At 59.9% G+C, this 18,297-nt stretch carries 16 protein-coding genes and 1 pseudogene; 9 read left to right on the forward strand and 8 right to left on the reverse strand.

Going from position 1 to position 18,297, the window contains the following annotated elements; genetic code table 11:
• Window positions 1-3: 3 nt before the first annotated feature.
• From PMI24_RS17525 to PMI24_RS17550, 6 genes are read right to left on the reverse strand one after another with little or no spacing between them, the layout of a single operon-like run.
• Entirely contained in the window at window positions 4-1,596 is a 1,593-nt protein-coding gene (locus PMI24_RS17525; protein ID WP_007956188.1) for a GumC family protein, read from the reverse strand.
• A gap of 16 nt (window positions 1,597-1,612) precedes the next feature.
• Window positions 1,613-2,638: a polysaccharide biosynthesis/export family protein gene (locus PMI24_RS17530; protein WP_007956189.1), complete on the reverse strand. Its 1,026-nt coding sequence runs from the start codon at window positions 2,636-2,638 to the stop codon at window positions 1,613-1,615.
• 21 nt (window positions 2,639-2,659) lie between these two features.
• Window positions 2,660-3,307, reverse strand: a complete 648-nt coding sequence (locus PMI24_RS17535) for a CpsD/CapB family tyrosine-protein kinase (RefSeq protein ID WP_007956190.1) — start codon at window positions 3,305-3,307, stop codon at window positions 2,660-2,662.
• Window positions 3,307-4,053: a sugar transferase gene (locus PMI24_RS17540; RefSeq protein ID WP_007956191.1), complete on the reverse strand. Its 747-nt coding sequence runs from the start codon at window positions 4,051-4,053 to the stop codon at window positions 3,307-3,309. Before PMI24_RS17540 ends, PMI24_RS17535 begins: the two co-directional genes overlap by 1 nt.
• 18 nt (window positions 4,054-4,071) lie before the next feature.
• Window positions 4,072-5,109 carry an NAD-dependent epimerase gene (locus PMI24_RS17545; protein ID WP_007956192.1) on the reverse strand — a complete coding sequence of 346 codons (1,038 nt, stop codon included), beginning with the start codon at window positions 5,107-5,109 and terminating at the stop codon, window positions 4,072-4,074.
• Window positions 5,106-6,458 (reverse strand): UDP-glucose dehydrogenase family protein, encoded by a 1,353-nt coding sequence (locus PMI24_RS17550; RefSeq protein WP_007956193.1) that lies wholly within the window; start codon window positions 6,456-6,458, stop codon window positions 5,106-5,108. The genes PMI24_RS17545 and PMI24_RS17550 overlap by 4 nt, the downstream gene beginning before the upstream one ends.
• Window positions 6,459-6,849: 391 nt before the next feature.
• Between PMI24_RS17550 and PMI24_RS17555 the strand changes: the two genes are divergently transcribed.
• From PMI24_RS17555 to PMI24_RS17585, 7 genes are all read left to right on the forward strand, one after another.
• On the forward strand, window positions 6,850-8,547 hold the full coding sequence (locus tag PMI24_RS17555; RefSeq protein WP_007956195.1) for a sulfatase-like hydrolase/transferase: 1,698 nt from the start codon (window positions 6,850-6,852) through the stop codon (window positions 8,545-8,547).
• 50 nt (window positions 8,548-8,597) lie between these two features.
• Window positions 8,598-9,251: an ABC transporter ATP-binding protein gene (locus PMI24_RS17560; RefSeq protein WP_007956196.1), complete on the forward strand. Its 654-nt coding sequence runs from the start codon at window positions 8,598-8,600 to the stop codon at window positions 9,249-9,251.
• The gene (locus PMI24_RS17565; protein ID WP_007956197.1) at window positions 9,248-11,719 is read left to right on the forward strand and encodes an FtsX-like permease family protein; all 2,472 of its coding nucleotides are present in this window, start codon (window positions 9,248-9,250) and stop codon (window positions 11,717-11,719) included. Before PMI24_RS17560 ends, PMI24_RS17565 begins: the two co-directional genes overlap by 4 nt.
• Window positions 11,709-12,776: a lipocalin-like domain-containing protein gene (locus tag PMI24_RS17570; RefSeq protein WP_007956198.1), complete on the forward strand. Its 1,068-nt coding sequence runs from the start codon at window positions 11,709-11,711 to the stop codon at window positions 12,774-12,776. Before PMI24_RS17565 ends, PMI24_RS17570 begins: the two co-directional genes overlap by 11 nt.
• Before the next feature lie 86 nt (window positions 12,777-12,862).
• Window positions 12,863-13,105: a hypothetical protein gene (locus PMI24_RS17575; RefSeq protein WP_007956199.1), complete on the forward strand. Its 243-nt coding sequence runs from the start codon at window positions 12,863-12,865 to the stop codon at window positions 13,103-13,105.
• Between the two features lie 11 nt (window positions 13,106-13,116).
• The gene (locus PMI24_RS17580; RefSeq protein WP_007956200.1) at window positions 13,117-13,296 is read left to right on the forward strand and encodes a hypothetical protein; all 180 of its coding nucleotides are present in this window, start codon (window positions 13,117-13,119) and stop codon (window positions 13,294-13,296) included.
• A gap of 83 nt (window positions 13,297-13,379) precedes the next feature.
• A complete protein-coding gene (locus PMI24_RS17585; protein ID WP_007956201.1) occupies window positions 13,380-13,964 on the forward strand; it encodes a hypothetical protein in 585 nt (194 codons plus the stop codon).
• Between the two features lie 329 nt (window positions 13,965-14,293).
• Here PMI24_RS17585 and PMI24_RS17590 read toward each other — a convergent pair whose 3' ends face one another.
• The gene (locus tag PMI24_RS17590) at window positions 14,294-15,112 is read right to left on the reverse strand and encodes a glycosyltransferase family 2 protein (RefSeq protein ID WP_007956202.1); all 819 of its coding nucleotides are present in this window, start codon (window positions 15,110-15,112) and stop codon (window positions 14,294-14,296) included.
• A 244-nt stretch (window positions 15,113-15,356) separates the two neighbouring features.
• Between PMI24_RS17590 and PMI24_RS17595 the strand changes: the two are divergent.
• Window positions 15,357-16,174, forward strand: a pseudogene (locus PMI24_RS17595) (VanW family protein).
• Window positions 16,175-16,226: 52 nt separating this feature from the next.
• Window positions 16,227-17,201, forward strand: coding sequence for a tetratricopeptide repeat protein (locus tag PMI24_RS17600; RefSeq protein WP_007956204.1), 975 nt, complete (start codon window positions 16,227-16,229; stop codon window positions 17,199-17,201).
• Between the two features lie 45 nt (window positions 17,202-17,246).
• On the opposite strand, the gene PMI24_RS17605 is transcribed toward PMI24_RS17600, so the two are convergent.
• Window positions 17,247-18,272, reverse strand: coding sequence for a hypothetical protein (locus tag PMI24_RS17605; RefSeq protein ID WP_007956205.1), 1,026 nt, complete (start codon window positions 18,270-18,272; stop codon window positions 17,247-17,249).
• Window positions 18,273-18,297 lie beyond the last annotated feature (25 nt).

The following is an 18,297-nucleotide window of genomic DNA, read 5'->3' on the forward strand; positions in this document are numbered from 1 at the left end:
TGTTCAATTGCGCACCCAGTGCAGGAAGCTCGGTACGGTCCAGTTCTTGTGCGGGTTGCTGGGCAGCGCGTTCTGGTCGTTGATCACCAGCAGCACCGGCAGGCCCAGCTCGTGGCTGATTTGCGCCGGGTGTTTGAAGCGGTGATCGAAGAACTCACGCACATAGACCAGTGCAATCGCCAGCAACAGACCGGTGAACAGCCCGAACGGAATGATCAGCATCGGTTTGGGGAACGCCGCTTCGGTCGGCTCGAACGGCGGGCTCAAGACCCGGGCATTGGACAAGTCGTCGTTCAGCGAGCGGGTGGTGCTGCTTTCGGCAAAACGCTGGGCGTAGGTCGAGAACGCGGCATGCATGGCGTCGATCTCGGTGTCCATCTGCCGCAGCTTGCTCTGGGTTTGCTGCAGCTCGTGGATGCGGTTCTTGAACTCGGCGATGCGCGCGGTTTTCTGGTCGATCACCTGTTTCACCACGGCCAGGTCGTTGGTGCGTTCCTGGATGCGGTTGCTGACCACTTTGAGGAACTGCTGGCGGGTGCGGGCGATCTGCTCGCGGGTCAGCAGCATCGGCTCGCTGCCGGGCTGGAACACCGCCAGATCGTTCATGTAGCGGCTGACCTGAGTGGTCAGTTGCTCACCGAGCTGTTTGATTTCCCGGTCTTCGAACGCCACGTTGTCCACGGTGGTGGTGAAGGTGTAGGGGAAGGTGTAGTCATTGAGTTTGTTGTTGCTGGCGGCGGCCAGGCTGGTTTTCAGGTACTCCAGCCAGCGTTGGCTTTGCAGCAGGCGATCCTGGTACAGGTTCAGCGCCTGCTCCTCGGTGTTGATCGCGTTCAGGCGGAAGGTGATTTCCTCCTTCGGATCCGACGAGCCGACACTTTCCAGCAGTGCCTGACGGTTGCCTTCCAGGCCATCGAGGCGCACTTGATAAAGCTGCTTCTTGGACTCGTAGAACGATTGCGGCAGGTCGATCGATTGCAGCGCCTGACGGCTCACCAGATAGTTCTGCAACAGGGCGGCGACGAAAGTCGTGCCTTGATGCGGATCGGGGAAGCTGTAGACGATCGAGATCACGTTGGAGCCGGGCAGGGTCTCGATTTTCAGGCTGTCGATGGCTTGCTGGGTCAGTGCATCGAGCGCGGTGTCGCGCACCGGATCGGTCTCAAGCCCCAGAGCGTTGCGCACGGGGTTGATCACATACTGGCGCAGCGGCGAGCTGATGTAGCGCTTGAACGGCTCGCTCACCAGCTTGTTGAACATTCCGGGCGACGGAGTGTATTCGCCCTTGTCGCGCAGTTCGCTGATGGTCTGACGGATCAGCGCCGGCGAGCGCAGGATATTGCTCTCGGTTTCCATGTCCGCCAGCGACGGCGGGATGAAGGTGGCGTTGTCCACGGTCAGCGACGTGGTGGCGTCGCCCTGTGAAAGTTTTTTCGACTGCACGATCACCTGAGCGGTGATATCGAAGCTCTGTTTGAGCAACAGCGGCAGCACCAGCGCGATCACTGCAAAGATCAGGAAGACCCGTTTCACCAGTTGCTTGTTGGCGAAGAAGATCCTGAAGAACTCATGCAGGTAGTTTTCCTTTGGATTCATGTCGGTCACCTGAGAGTCAGTTGCTGTCACTGTCTTTGTTGTCGACGCGGTAGCCGAAGCTGAAGCCCACGCCCTGGAACAGCACCACGTCGGCCAGTTGCCTTGCGAGTTCGCCGGCGCTGGCCAGTTTGGTTTTTGGCACGTACAGCATGTCGTCCGGTTGCAGGTAGGCGATTTGCGGCGCCTCGCCCGACAACGCTTTCTCGACGTCGTAACGCACGGCCTGCACCTGATTGCCGTTGCGCCGCATGATCACCACCGAATCGAGCCGCGCCTTGACGTTGGTGCCGCGCGCCAGGGTCAGCGCTTCAAGCACCGACACTGGCCGGCGGATCGGGTAGGACCCTGGCTGGCCGACTTCGCCCAGCACGTAGATCTCGTTGCCGGCGGTGGACTTGAGCAGCACGTCCACGGTCATCCGGCCCGGCAGTTGCGCGTACTTCTTGTTGAGGAAAGTTTCGAGCTGATTGACGGTCATGCCTTGCAGCGGCACCGCACCGATTTCCGGGAAGCTCGCGTAGCCGTCGGTGCCGACGGTGATCTCGCGGCTCATGCCGGTGGCCGGGTGGTTGAGGGCGTTTTTCAGGTTCTGCTCGTTGGTCAGCGGACTGATGATCTGCACCGTCAACTGATTGCGGTTGGGCTGGAACAGCTGTTTGCGCTGATAGGCGCGCTGGATTTCCTGGCGCGCTTCTTCGCTGGTCAGCCCGGCGATTTTCACCGAGGTGTTGGCGCCCGGCAGTTCGATGGTGCCGTCCGGCAGCACCAACTGGTTGCCGTTGAGCTGGCTGGCGGCGGTGAAGTTCAGGCCGATCTGGTCACCCGACTGCACGCGGTAAGCGTCCGAGCCGCTGGTGCTGATGTGGAAGATCACGTCCAGCACATCCTGCGGGCGCAGGGTCTGCTCGATCTTCGGCATGTCGGTGGCCTGGGAGTTGGCCGGGGTGGCGGTGAGAATGTTCACCGGCATGTTCTGGGTTTCGGAGGTGCTCGAGCAGCCTGCAAGCGGCAGCATCAGCAGCACAAGAATCCTGGCGTTCATGGCGTCATCCTTTGCGGTTGCTTACAGGTTTTTGTAGAGCCATTTGGGCATGTAGTACTTGCGCCGGTTGAACACGCTGCCGACCACTTTCGCCCCGGCCTGGGTCAACCGCTGCACCGCCGCTTGCGCGACTTCCCAGCGGGTGTCTTCGGCGCGTACCACGAACACCACGCCGTCGACCTGAGTGCTGATGACCAGCGTGTCGGCGGCCGAATACACCGCGTCGCCGTCGATCACCACAAAGCGGTACTGGCTGCCCAGTTGATCGAGCATCGGGCTCAGGCGCTCGGCGGTCAGGTGTTCCATGGTGCGGATCGGCCGGCCGTTGGGCAGCACGTGAAACGGCAGGCTCGACACCTGCACCACGCAGTCCTGCAACAGCGGCGGGTTGTCCGGGTTGAACAGCAGGTCGCGCAGGCCGCGCTCCTTGCTCAGGTTCAGTTGCTGGGTCAGGTTGCTCGCCGACTGGCTGGCGTCGACGTACAGCACCTGGCCGCTGCTCATCTGCGCCAGTTGACTGGCCAGCGCCAGGGCGCTGGTGGTGGTGCCGGCGCCGGGGTTGGCGGCGGTCAGGAACAGGATCCGCAGATCCAGGTCCAGCACGGTCGAGGTCAGATTCGACTCGCTGGGGCTGGCAATGCTCAGGCTTTTGTTGGTTGAACCGTCCATTAGCTTGCTCCGTGGCCGCTGAATACTTTGAAGGGGGTTTTCAACAGAATCTTCAGATCAAGCAGGAGGCTCTGCTCGGCGATATAGCTGAGGTCCAACTCAACGCGCTGGTCGAAGTCGATATTGCTGCGTCCGGAGATCTGCCACAGGCCGGTCATGCCGGGGTAGATCGCCAGACGGGCGAGGTGACTGTCTTTGTAGCGGTAGGCGTTGAACGAGGTCGGGCGAGGGCCGACCAGGCGCATGTCGCCGGTCACTACGTTGATCAGGTTGGGCAGTTCGTCGAGGCTGGTGCGCCGCAGGAAGCCGCCGATCCCGGTGATGCGCGGGTCCTGGTCGATCTTGAAGTCGATGGCGTCGGCACCGTGCTTGTTCAGGTGGCGCAGCGACTCCTTGAGCTCTTCGGCGTTGGCGACCATGGTCCGGAACTTGTACATGCCGAACTTGCGCCCGCGATAACCGGTGCGCTTTTGCACGAACATCACCGGGCCTTTGCTGGTGAACTTGATGGCCAGCGCCAGACCGATCAGCAGTGGCGAAATCATCAGCAGGATCATCAGCGCGCCGAGGCAGGCCACCACCCGGTTGGTGCGCGACAGTTGCCACGGCCGGCCACCTTCGCGGCCGGTCATCCAGCCCTGACCCTGGCGATGGATCGCCGCGTCGAGGCGCATTCGCTGTTCCGGATCCATGCGTTTGTCACGCACCAATTGTTGGATCGGTACACCTTTCTCATGTCCAGTCATGGAGTCCTCCGCTGATGGTCAGCCGCGTGCGGCGCGTGGGCGATAGGCAGTGGGGTAGTAATCGCGGAACCAGGCGATGAACCGCCCCAGTCCCTCATCCAGCTCTATCCGGGGCTGGAACCCGGTGGCCTGGGCCAGGTCGCTGGCCTCGGCGCAGGTGTTGAGTACGTCGCCCGGTTGCAGCGGCAGCAGCTCGACCACGGCTTTCTGGCCGAGGTGTTTTTCCAGCAGGGCGAGGTAGGTTTTCAGCGCCACCGGGTGCTGGCCGCCGATGTTGAACAAGCGCCACGGGGCCATGCTGCTCGCCGGATCGGGTTGTTCGCGGTCCCACTCGGGGTTGGCCCGGGGCGCCCGCTCGATCAGGCGTGCGATGCTTTCGATGATGTCGTCGATGTAGGTGAAATCGCGCTGATGCTCGCCGTAGTTGAACAGCTTCAACGGCGAGCCTTCGCTGATCGCCTTGGCGAACTGGATCGGCGACATGTCCGGCCGGCCCCACGGCCCGTAGACCGTGAAAAACCGCAGCCCGGTGCAAGGGATGCCGAACAGGTGGCTGTAGCTGTGGGCCATCAATTCATTGGCTTTCTTGGTCGCGGCGTACAGCGACAGCGGGTGATTGACGCCGTCCTGCACCGAATACGGTGTGCGCTGGTTGGCGCCGTACACCGAACTGGACGAGGCGTAGATAAGGTGCGCGACCGGGTACTGGCGGCAGCACTCCAGAATGTTGAGGAAACCATCGAGGTTGCTGTGCAGATAGGCCCGTGGATTTTCCAGCGAGTAGCGCACCCCGGCTTGCGCCGCGAGGTGCACCACGACTTGCGGCCGTTCGCGAACGAACAACGCTTCCAGCGCCGAGGCGTCTGCCAGATCAATCGTGGCGAGCTGGAAATCCCCGACCTGCTCGCGCACCCAGTCCACCCGATCGTGCTTGAGCTGCGGGTCGTAGTAGCCGTTGAAGTTGTCCAGGCCGATCACCTGATGCCCGTCGCGCACCAGCCGCAGCACGCCATGAGCACCAATGAAGCCGGCCGCACCGGTGACGAGGATTTTCATGGCCGCAACCCGTCAGGCGCGATGTGGCGCAGACCGATGCCGCTGTAGTGCAGGCCGGCGGCTGCCACTTGTTCCGGGTTGTAGAGGTTGCGTCCGTCGATGATGACTTTCGAGCGCAGCTTGCTGGCCAGCAGCTCGAAATCCACCACGCGGAAATTCTTCCACTCGGTGCAGATCACCAGAGCGTCGGCGTCTTCAAGAGTGTCGTCGCGGGTGGCGCACAGGTGCAGGTCATTGCGGTAACCGTAAATGCGCCGGCACTCGGACATGGCTTCCGGATCGTAGGCCTGCACGCTGGCGCCTTCGGCCCACAGCGCATCCATCAGATAGCGGCTGGGGGCTTCGCGCATGTCATCGGTGTTCGGCTTGAACGCCAGGCCCCAGATCGCGATCGACTTGCCGGCCAGGCCTTGGGGGAATTGCGCCCTGAGTTTGCTGAACAGGATGTGCCGCTGCGCGTCGTTGACGTCGGTGACGCTGCGCAGCAGTTTCAGCGGCATGCCGTTGTGTTCGGCGGTGTGCAGCAGGGCGCGCAGGTCCTTGGGAAAGCACGAGCCACCGAAGCCGCAGCCCGGGTAGATGAAGTGATAGCCGATGCGCGGGTCGGAACCGATACCCTTGCGCACCGCTTCGATGTCGGCGCCGAGCAGTTCGGTGAGGTTGGCCAGCTCGTTCATGAAACTGATGCGGGTGGCGAGCATCGCGTTGGCCGCGTACTTGGTCAGCTCGGCGCTGCGGTTGTCCATGAACATCAGTTTTTCGTGGTTGCGGCAGAACGGCGCGTACAGCTCGCTCATCTGCTCGCGGGCCAGGTCGTCGCGGGTGCCGACGATAATCCGGTCCGGCCGCATGCAGTCGGCGAGGGCGCTGCCTTCCTTGAGAAATTCCGGGTTGGACACCACCCGCACCGCCAGGGCGCTTTTGCCGCGCCGCTGCAGTTCTTCTTCAGCGGTGTGCAGCACCTGATCCGCCGTGCCGACCGGCACCGTGGATTTGATGATCAGCGTGCGATCGTCCTCCATGAAGCTTGCGATCTGCCGCGCCACGTTGAGTACATGGCTGAGGTCGGCGGAGCCGTCTTCGTCGGCCGGCGTGCCCACGGCGATGAAGATCAGTGCGGCATGTTCCACCGCATCGCTGGCCTGGGTGCTGAACAACAAACGCCCGGCCTTGATGTTTTCTTCCAAAGTTGCCGAAAGACCCGGTTCGCTAATAGGCGGTACTGCCTGTTGCAGTTGTTTAATCTTGTTCGGGTCAATATCGACGCACAATACGCGATGTCCGACATCGGCAAGTGCGGCTGCTTGTATCAGGCCAACATAGCCCGTACCAAATACGCTCACGTCCATATTGGCGTGCCTCGTAAGACGGTGATGGAAGATCGAAATGGAACTGTCAAAAGGGGTATAGCGCAGCGTGGGGAAAGCGTGTCAGCAAAATGACATGTTGCAAGGGTATAACACCCCCATTTTTGGGGGCGAAAGGCCATCAAGTGCTTGCTGTAGATGGATTTGTCCCGTTCTTGACGGGTTTTTCACATTCCGAAGAAAACGATAAACGGTCGTAGGCCGCGAAATTCAAGGGTTTTAACGACTTGGGTGTGTCAGATTTGAGTCAACAGTTTTTTGACGCTTTTGCATTATGTCCGACATTTCTTGCGCTTTGATGGCCCGGTGCTAGTGTCAGATTTTGACCGACAAATGATTGACCATGTCTCGTCGGACGCGCCCCGGAATTGCCATGTTTCGATACCTGAAAGAACTGCTTTTAATTATTTATCTGCTGCTTTATTTCGAATATTACCTTGACCGCTTAAATGCGATGGGTATGGGGTTGGCAGTACTTCTTTTTGGCGCGATGTTTTTGACGCTGACTTTCGCATTATTACTAACAGCCTATATACGTCAGACTTTCATTCGGCATTTGTTCGCATTAACCCTGTTTGTTTCGGCGGTGTTCTTCGATGTTTATACGAGGGTGACCGCCGATTACCTGACCTACAGCAGTTTCGTCTCGCTGGTGTACTCCGGCGGCTTCATCCAGGAGGCGGCGTATCAGTACCGGGGGGCGATTATCCACGGGCTGCTCAACGGGTTGTTGCTGTTGTTCGGGATCGGTCTCAAGCCCCGGCACGCGATCCCGGTGCCCAATGCCTTGCGGATCGCTGCGCCGTTGTGCGGTGTATTGCTGCTCAGCGCCGTGTTGTTCGTGCGGGCCGGCGAGGGCGCGCGCGGGTTGCCGATCATGTACACGCCGCTGGCCTATCTGAACCTGTTCGGCTACGAAGCGCTGCACAACACCGTCGGCCCGCGTGAGCCGGTGACCCTGGCGCGCAATGGTCCTGCGGTCGGCCACGACATCGTGCTGATCATCGACGAGAGCATTTCCGGCAATTACCTGGACATCAACGCGCCGTTCGGTGTGCACAGCAACCTCAAGCAGGCCCGTCCGGGCGTCGAGATCTTCAATTACGGCTACGCGGCGTCCATCGCCAATTGCAGCGCCGACACCAACATCACCCTGCGCTACGGCGGCACCCGCGCCGACTACATGCGGATCAACAGCACGCTGCCGTCGATCTGGCAGTACGCCAAGAAGGCCGGCATGCGCACGGTCTACATCGACGCTCAGCGCACCGGCGGCAACCTGCAGAACCTGATGAACGATGCCGAGAAAAAGGACATCGACGAATTCGTGCAATTCGACCAGACCAGCGTGCGCGACCGCGACATGGCCGCCGCCGCCAAGCTGATCGAACTGCTCAACGACGACAAACCGGAGCTGGTGCTGATCAACAAGGTCGGCGCGCATTTTCCGGTGCACGACAAATACCCGGACGCCTTCATGGCCTACCGCCCGACCTTGCCCCGCGGACAGTTCACGGAAGTCGCCGACACCGGTGAACGCACCGGTTTCAACGGCCAGCCGGATGACTGGGTGCTGTATCGCAATGCCTACAAGAACACCGTGCTGTGGAACGTCGGCGAGTTCTTCTCGCGGGTGTTTGCCCAGGCCAATCTGAACAACGCGCTGCTGATCTACACCTCGGATCACGGCCAGGATTTGCACGAGCGCGGTAATCCGGGACTCAACACCCACTGCGGCGGCGACCCGGTGGAGGAAGAGGGGCTGGTGCCACTGGTGGTGATTCAGGGCGATCAGTTGCAGACGCTCGACTGGTCGGCGCAACTGGCGGCCAACAAGGATCGCTCCAGTCACTACAACATCTTCCCGACCCTGTTGCAGTTGATGGGCTACGACCTGCCGGGAATCGAGTCGGTGTACGGCAAACCGCTGAGCGTGGCGACGGCAGATGAATTCACCTTCAACTACCGCTTCAACGCACGGCTGGGGGCCAAACCCGAGTGGAAACACATCGACCTGAACAGCATCGTCACGCCGGGTGAGGTGCCGACGAGTGTGGCGGTGGGTCAGTAACGCGTCGGTATCCGCTATCCTTGGCCGACACGGATCGATCGGATGGCGGCATGCTCCAGGTTCAAAACGTCTTCAAAAGCTACCTCACCCCGCAAGGCCCGTTGCCGGTGCTGCAAGGCATCGACCTGACGCTCAAGCCCGGCAGCAGTCTGGCGCTGATGGGCGAGTCGGGCAGCGGCAAGAGCACGCTGCTGCACCTGATCGCCGGGCTCGACAAAGTCGACAGCGGCAGCATCAGCAGCGGCGAACATCGGCTGGACCGGATGAACGAGGCGCAACTGGCCAACTGGCGGCGCACCGAAATCGGTCTGGTGTTCCAGCAGTACAACCTGATCGGCAGCCTGCGCATCGAAGACAACCTGGCGTTTCAGGCGCGGCTGGCCGGGCGGCATGACCCGCGCTGGCAGCATCATCTGGTGCAGCGTCTGGGGCTGGGCGAATTACTCAAGCGCTATCCCGAACAACTCTCCGGCGGCCAGCAACAGCGGGTTGCGCTCGGCCGGGCGCTGGCGGCGCAACCGAAACTGTTGCTGGCCGACGAGCCCACGGGCAGCCTCGACGAAGCCACCAGCGACGAAGTGTTGCGGCTGTTGCTGGAATTGCTCGATGACACTCCGACCACCTTGCTGATGGTCACCCACAGTCAACGCGTGGCGGCGCGGCTGGCGGAGCGCGTGGTGCTGTCCAGCGGTCGCTTGACGTGAAGGTTTTCCGCCACGCGTTGATGGCGCTGCTCAGTCACTGGCGGCGCCATCCGGTGCAGTTTTTCAGCGTGCTGACCGGGTTGTGGTTGGCCACCAGTCTGTTGACCGGAGTCGAAGCGCTCAACAGGCAGGCGCGGGACAGTTACGCCCGGGCCAGCCAGTTGGTTGGCGGCGAACCCCAGGCCAGCCTCAGCACGCCAAACGGCGCGACGTTCCCGCAACAATGGTTCGTTGATCTGCGGCGCCTGGGCTGGCCGGTGTCGCCGGTGCTGCAAGGGCGCCTGATTCTTAAAGGCCACGAAAACCAGCGTCTGCAATTGATGGGCATCGAGCCGGTGTCGTTACCCGGCGACAGCGCGGTGGCCGGGCAGGCGATGCCGATCGAGCGCATCGTCGAGTTCTTCAGTCCGCCGGGCAGCACCTGGATTTCTCCCGAAACCTTGCGGGCGCTGAACCTCGCCGAGGGCGCGACCCCGGCCACCGAAACCGCTCAGACGCTGCCGCCGCTGCGCGCGCAAACCGACATGGCACCCGGCGTGCTGCTAGTGGACATTGGCGTCGCTCAGCGCGTGCTCGAACAGCCCGATCAACTGTCACGTCTGCTGTTGCCGAAGGATTTTCACGCCGAGGTGCCGGCCGCGTTCAAAGGCCAGTTACAGCTCAAAAGCAGTGGCGAAGAAAACAACCTTGCTCGACTGACCGAAAGCTTCCACCTCAACCTCGATGCCCTCGGGTTTCTCTCGTTCATCGTTGGGTTGTTCATTGTTCACGCGGCTATCGGTCTCGCGCTGGAGCAACGCCGGGGATTGCTGCGCACCTTGAGGGCCTGCGGGGTCAGCGCGCGGATGCTGATCGCTTGCCTGATCGTTGAGCTTGGCGCGTTGGCGTTGATCGGCGGATTGTTCGGCGTGGTCAGCGGTTACTGGCTGGCGAGCGTGCTGTTGCCGGACGTCGCGGCCAGCCTGCGCGGTCTGTACGGCGCGGAAGTGGCGGGGCAGTTGCGCCTGAGTCCTTGGTGGTGGTTCAGCGGTATCGGCTTGAGCCTGCTCGGCGCGTTGCTGGCCGGGGCCAACAGTTTGCTGCGTGCAGCGCGACTGCCATTGCTGGCGGTGGCGGATCCGCAGGCCTGGCATCAGCAACATGCGCGCTGGTTGCGGCGTCAGGGTTGGGTGGCCGGCGTATGTGCAGTGATTGCCTTGGCCGCGCTGGTATGGGGCAACAGCCTGGCCAGCGGTTTTGTGTTGATGGCGGGGCTGTTGCTCGGCGCCGCACTGGCGTTGCCGGTGTTGCTCAGCGCGCTGCTCAACGGTTTGCTCGGGCGCAGCCGCTCGGTGCTCGGGCAATGGTTTCTCGCCGATTGCCGCCAGCAATTGCCGGCGCTGAGCCTGGCCTTGATGGCGCTGCTGCTGGCGATGGCGGCGAACATCGGCGCCGGCAGCATGACCGCCGGTTTTCGCCAGACCTTCAACGACTGGCTCGAACAACGGCTCACAGCCGAGCTTTATCTGAACCCGAGCAACCCGGCGCAGGCGCGAGAGCTGTACACCTGGCTCAAACAGCAACCGAACGTCACCGCGATCATGCCCAACTGGCAGGTTTCGGTGACGCTGCAAGGCTGGCCGGCGGACGTGTTCGGGATCATCGATCATCCGCACTATCGCCAGCACTGGCCGTTGCTCGAATCTCGAAGAGACGACCCGTGGGCGGCGCTGGCCAAGGACGATGCGGTGATGCTCAGCGAACAACTGGCGCGGCGCTTGAAAGTGACGCCGGGCGATCACCTGACGATTCCCACGCCGGGCGGGTCGTGGTCGCCGCGCATAGTCGGCATTTACGCTGACTATGGCAATCCCAAGGGCCATGTGCTGATCAACAGCAATCACCTGTTGCGCGGCTGGCCGCAGTTGACGCCGAACCGCTTCAACCTGCGCATCGACCCGCCGAACATCCCGGCGTTGCTCACGGCCTTGCAGGCACGTTTCCAGCTCGATGACAGCCGGATCGTCGATCAGGCGCGGCTCAAAGGCTGGTCGGTGCAAGTCTTCGAACGCACCTTCGCCGCGACCGCCGCGCTGAATAGCCTGACGTTGGCCGTCGCCGGTGTGGCGCTGTTCATCAGCCTGCTGACCCAGAGCCAGAGCCGTCTCGGCCAGCTCGCACCGTTGTGGGCCCTGGGCGTGACGCGACGGCAGTTGATGTTGCTCAATCTCGGGCAAACGTGGCTGTTGGCGCTGCTGACGCTGGTGCTGGCCTTGCCGTTGGGCATCGGCCTGGCGTGGTGCCTGGACGCGGTTATTAACGTTCAGGCCTTTGGCTGGCGTCTGCCGCTGCGGGTGTTTCCATTGCAGTTGCTGCAACTGATGGGGCTGGCGCTGCTGGCGACGTTGCTGGCCTCGGCGTGGCCGCTGTATTCGCTGTACCGCACGCAACCGGCGGACCTGCTGAGGACGTTTGCCCATGAGGACTAGGTTTGCGCTGGTGTTTCTGGCGTTGTTGTTGAGTGGTTGCGACAACCCCGCACCGGAGCAGAAGGGTTTCGCCGGGATGGGCGCTCAGGCACAGGCCTTCACGCCGGTGGTGCCGGGACGGGTATTCAGCTTTCCGGCGGATCACGGCGCCCATGACGGTTTTCGCATTGAATGGTGGTACGTGACGGCCAATCTCAAGGATGCGCAGGGTAACGATTTCGGCGTGCAGTGGACGTTGTTTCGCAGCGCTCTGAACGCCTCACCGCAGCAGCCGGGCTGGGCAAACCAGACGATCTGGCTCGGGCATGCGGCGGTGACTTCGGCCAGCGTCCACCACGCCGCCGAGCGTTACGCTCGTGGCGGCGTCGGGCAGGCCGGCGTGCATGCAGCGCCGTTCGAGGCGTGGATCGATGACTGGCGTTTCGTCAGTCAGGCGAGCGATCCGCTGGCCGACCTGCAACTCAGCGCCCGGGACAAGAACTTCAGCTACCAGCTGCGCCTGACCTCCAGCCGCCCGCTGGTGCTGCAAGGCGACAAGGGTTTCAGCCAGAAATCCGAACAGGGCCAGGCGTCGTATTACTACAGCCAACCGTTTTTCCAAGCCAGCGGAACCCTGCAGATCGACGGCCAGACCTACACCGTCAACGGCCCGGCGTGGCTCGACCGCGAATGGAGCAGCCAGCCACTGACCGCCAACCAGACGGGGTGGGACTGGTTCTCTTTGCATCTGGATGGCGGCGAACACGTCATGCTGTACCGCATGCGCCAGAAGGAAGGGGCGCCATATCTCACCGGCACGTGGATTGCCGCCGATGGCCAGACCGAAACCCTGCACGCCGACCAGATCAAGCTGACCCCGCAGGACACTGCGAAGGTGGCCGGACGTTCGATGCCGGTGCGCTGGTCGATCGACATTCCGGAAAAAAACCTGCAGATCACCCTCAATGCAATCAACCCCGACGCCTGGATGAACATGCGCATCCCCTATTGGGAAGGGCCGGTGCGCCTGAGCGGCAATCGGAGCGGGCAGGGTTATCTGGAGATGACCGGGTATTGATTCCGCGCGCCGTGCCGCGAAGGAATCGATTGGAACTCTGTCTGGGATGCCACCTCTACCGAGGAACATGGCCGAGGATCCGATCCATGAGCGAGGAACTGAAATCTCCAGACCTGACGACTTGGCAGCAAATGTTTGACGATCAGACGTACTGGCAACAATCCCCGGATGCCCATTACTTCGATCTGCAGCGCATTGCTGACGATTTGCTTGGTCAAGGTGCAATCGATCTTGAGCAGTGGCAGATCCTCAGAGCCAAAGCCGATGACCTGCACAAGGACTCACCTGCTGTGAACGTTGCGCGGGAACTCGATGATCCGGAAGCCTGAGGAGGCCTGGAATGAACACTGTCCCTGATAACGAGCACCCCGACGAGCCTCGTCCGCCGGGTGAAACCGAGCGCGACAACGACGCGCTGCGCCCCACCGATCCCAAACAGCGGCAGAGCTCCGGTAAAGGCACCCCCAGTGGCGAGTCCACGGCGCAGGACACTGCGCAACGATCGCGGAACAAACCCTGAAGCGCGTCTATGCTCACTGGCACATCCGTCGCTGACCACGTTGGCGCCGGGTGTTGCCATCCATCACAGGGAAAGTACCGCTTATGAAGCTCCAAGCACTGACGCACGCCATTGCACTTGCCACTGTCCTTTCTACTGCCAGCTTTTCGGCGGTGGCCGCCGATATACCGCTTTCGGCCGCTGTCGAGGCCGACCGGGTCACCACCAAAGTGCTGGCGGTTGACCCGGCCAATCATCAAGTGGTCCTGGAAGGCGCGGAAGGTCGCCAGGTGCACATTCAGCTCAGCGACAAGGCGAAAAACCTCGGCAACCTGAAGGTTGGCGATCAAGTTCAGATCCAGGTGACACGTTCGGTCGCCGCTTATCTGGATACAGACGTGGATAAAGGTCTGCCAGGCTCCACCGAGCGCACCGGTGAACTGCGCAACGCCGTGGGCAGCAGCAACCCCGGTGGCGAGGCCTTCCGCCAGGTTCAGGTGCAACTGAAAATCACCAAAATTGATTTGGCGAAAAACCAGGTGACCCTGGAAAACCCGTCGGGCCAGTCGAAAACCCTCAACGTCGAAAAGCCTGAGATTCAGGCCAAACTGAAAAACCTGAAAGTCGGACAGAGCGTCGTGGTCACTTACACCGATGTATTAAAAGTGACCAGTCAGCATGAAAGTTGAGTATTGACTCTACAGAATGACTGTTCTTGTACAAGTAATGGTATGAGAACAGTCATATAAAATGTTCGAGTCGGATAATTCTGAAAGTTTGTCGGGAAATATCGGTCATCAATATCCGTTAACGTTTTAGTACATAAATTTCATCTTCAATTTGCACGACATATCCGCCAACTTCCATTAAAATCCCTCCCGTTCGCCCAGTGTCAGGGCTCTTTACCGGTGCATGGATTGCCAGGCCATTACACTGGGCGAACACCTCCCCGGAGTGGAGGCCAAAGAATTCAGATGCAAAAAGGGCGACTTTGAAGTCGCCCTTTTTTATTGTCTTACTATTTTGCAGGTCGCATGCCTTGTTGTAACTGCAGGCGCTTGAGCGTTTCCTGATACATGGTGGTGCGGCGGTGTTGTGTACCGTATCCACCGATCGCGGCCACGGTGCCGGCCTGGATGTGATCCAGGTAGCGGAAGATCGTCCGTGGCGAGAGACATTTGATGCCGTAGCCAAGGCTGCTTAAACGATCCTGCAGCGTGTATCCCGGGACCCGGTCGTCCATCGAAAAATGCAGCCCGTGAGCCTTGATCAACCGTGCATTCCACAAGGTGCAGAAGCTTTTCAGATGAGTTTCCCGATAGGGTTTTGGATCTCTGGAGGGCAACCCGAAGTGCTGTTTTGCCCGGCGGAAATAGTGTTTGAAGTAACGCGAAGACAAGCGCCAGGTGTCTCTCAGGACGCCGCGATCTAATTGCTCGACGCAACCTACCGCTGCTGTATCCAAAGATTGCATACACTCATTCATCATCATCGAAAAGACAGTACTGTCAAAAACGAAAGTGTCGGTGTGCAGCAAAAACAGGTAATCGGTTTCAACTTTCGCAAGTGCCAGATCAAGTGCCTTGCCATGAGCGATATGTCCCGCTTCCTTGCCGGGTGAAGGGCGCTCGATCAAGTTGATCCAGTCCAGAGACCGCAAGTAGATCAGGCTTTCATCGGCGGAATCGTTGTCCACCACCCACACCGGAATTTGATGCTCCTTGACGTATTGCTGGAGAAACTCCAGGCACATCCGGGTTATTTCCGGCGTCTTGTAATTGACCAATACAAGACTGAAGGCGGGCAGTTGTTTAGAGGTGGAATCGATCGCACTCATGGTCCGGGCTCACTTCAAGTTGAAGGGTTCTGCTGACGGCAATCAGCACACAGAACCGCTGCTTTGTGGCCCGGATGGTAGGGACGCAACCTTAGTTGAAGCTTAATTTCCGAGCGCCCGGGCCGGGCGACTTGTTACGGCTTGCGACACCGGCGAGGCGCTTGGCGATCAAGCGCGGTTCCACGGTAAGATGCGCCGCCCTTTAAAGCTCAAGGAAGACCACGGCCCGCGCCGTTCGCCAAGGATGAAACCACTTTCTCTCTACCACCCGGCCCTTTACTGGCTGCGCGTGTGGCAAAAAAGACTGTTCCGCCACATCGCCTGGCACTGCTCGAGCAAACGCTACGCGCGGCCTGCCACAACGTCCGCGCGCCTGCCTTACCGCTACCTCAAACACACCTCAAAACTGATCCGCAAACTCGGCGACTCCGACCTCGCGCTGCAACACAACAAAGTCATCAACCTCAAACTCGCCGTCGCCGCCATCGACGGCGTCACCATCGCCCCGGCGAATATTTCTCCTTCTGCCGCCTCGTCGGCCGCCCGACCCGCCAACGCGGCTACGTCGAAGGCATGGAACTCTCATTCGGCGAAGCCCGCACCGGCATCGGCGGCGGCATCTGCCAACTCAGCAACCTCATCCACTGGATGGCCATTCACTCACCCTTGGTCGTCATCGAACGCGCCAACCACAGCTTCGACCCCTTCCCGGACGACGGCCGCGTCCTGCCATTCGGCTCCGGCGCGGCGATCTTCTACAACTACATCGACCTGGTACTGCACAACCCGACGGATCGCAGCTTTCAGCTGAAGCTGAAGGTGGGGGAGACGCAGCTGGAGGGGGAGTTGTTGTGTGATCGGGAGCGGGCTTATCGGTATCACGTGTTTGAAGTGGGGCATCGGTTTGTGCGGGAGGGGGAGCGGGTGTATCGGGAGAATGAGATTTGGCGGGAGGTGAGGGAGAAGGGGCAGGTGGGGGCGTTGGTGGAGAGGGAGCGGTTGTATGGGAATCGGGTGGTGGTTAAGTATGAGGTTGAGGAAGGGGCTTTTGAGGTGACGTAAATCTATTGGCTGGTTGTTTTTTTCAATTTTATCGATTCACAAGGACGTTTTAATGAACCGCTGTTTCAAGACTTTCATCCCGGCCGGTGTGGCGCTTTTTACTCTGTTCAGCACAGGCAACACGTGGGCACAGGAACCGCGAGCGCTGTACGACGCGATGAAGGGCGGGGTCTGTTCGCCTAACTCGGAGCGCTTGCACGAAGACGCGGTAAAGGGTGACCTTCAAGCACAACTGGAATTTGGCAAAGCCATTCAGCAGAACCTTTGCGGGGTGGTAGAGCAATTCTCGCCCGGCATGCCTGAGGAGTGGTTTCGTAAACCCGCAGAACAGGGCAATGCCGAGGCACAAGCCGAACTCGCCCACGAACTGAGTTCGGACTGGAGCGTAGAAGGTGAAGACGCCGGGGTTTACTGGAGTCTGAAAGCTGCGGAGCAGGGCAATGCGAAAGCGCAATTCCATCTGGCGCAGATTTATCATCGTGGTGGCCGCTCGATAAAAAATCTCAAGGATATGGACAAGGCTATGGCCTACTACAACCAGTCCGCCGAGGGCGGTTATCCCGATGCCTACATGCTATTGGCGATGATCTACCAAGAAGGGGATGGGGTTCTACAGGATGACGTAGCGGCAGCCACATGGTTCCGTAAGTTCGCCGAGACGGGGAATGCTTCTGGGCAGTTTGATTTTGCAGAAGTCCTGGCTGCCGGGCGAGGTGTCGAAAAAGATGAAGTCAGTGCCTTCGATTGGTTTAGCAAGTCGGCTGCCAAGGGAAATAAGTACGCCCAATATGAAATGGCGCAGATGCTCGAACAGGGCCGTGGAACGAAGCGCAATGAACGGGAAGCGGCCAATCTTTATCGCAAGGCGGCCGATGCCAAATATGGCAAAGCTCAATTGGCGTTGGGAAACATGTACGCGCAGGGCAGAGGTGGGTTGACCAAGAGCAAAACCAAGGCGAAATTCTGGATGCTCAAGGCGATTGAAAGCTCGGTACCCGGGGCTCAGGAAGCGTTAAACAAGCTTTGAAGTGGCTAGCAACAAGGGGCGATTGAAGTCGCCCCTTGTTGTTCATCAGACTTCCTGTTTCCAGGCGGAAAGGGTGATCACAGTTCCCTCTTCTTTTCGATTGTTGATCTCGATTTTGTAGGTCCCGCCACCGATATACCCCTCAACAAGTGCTTTTCTCTCGGTGCCGCTGATCTCGGCATCTTTGGCATGTTGTTTGTAAAATTCCAGCACGCTTGCGTACTCGGTGTAGGTCCGCAGAATGACCTCGAACTCATGTCGTGGCCGGCCGGCCATTTCATCCCAGTCGCCATCCATACGTGCGCCGACCATGCCGGGCGTTGTGAATTCTCCGTGTGCTCCAGCACCGATCAAATAAGCTTGCTCGGGAAGCAACGGAAGCATGAATTTGGGAAAGTCGGAAGGAAGCTGTGAAGCGCTCCACGCCGCCTTTTTCGGATCTGTGGGAACGTATTCGACAGTCGCAATCTTCTGCACATTAGCGCGTGTTTCAGGATTGTCGCTCTCGGCAAGGATGGCTTGCATGGGCGGCAGTTGTTTACTCCAGGTAACAAGAGACGCAGCATCATCTTTGTTCGCGCCTTTCGGCTGGAAGATAGTCAGCACAGTGTCCGTTAGGTCATTACAGCTCAACGACCCTTCTCGGGACTTTACTGTGCAGTGTCCGTTTACCAACCCGACGGCTACCAATTGGCCCTTTTCATCCAGCAACAAGGCAGCCCGTTCGATACCGTTATTACGGTCATTCATGGCTGTAATCATCTTTTTCCCGGCGGGTACCCCTTCTTCAAAAGTCGAAACTTCTGAATCGAGGGATTCAAGCACCTGCTGCACGATCATGGTGTTGTCGTTTGTGTAGCTACCGGTCGCATAGCCAAAAAAAGCAACCAGTGAAGTTCGAATTGCCGGATCCTGATTGAGTGTCGGGGGAGTGGGCGCTGCGGGATCATTTGTCAGCAACAACGCAACGGTGCCGTCGGGACGTTTTTCTGAGTGTAGTGACAGGGCGGTTGCGTTCAGGGACAGAGTCAAAGCGAGGATGAGAGCTAGTGAGCGTGTTAGGTGTGGCAAGAGACAGTCCTTTGTGTGGGTTGTA

This window comes from Pseudomonas sp. GM25 (genome assembly GCF_000282255.1).
Classification (GTDB): Bacteria; Pseudomonadota; Gammaproteobacteria; order Pseudomonadales; family Pseudomonadaceae; genus Aquipseudomonas; species Aquipseudomonas aphyarum.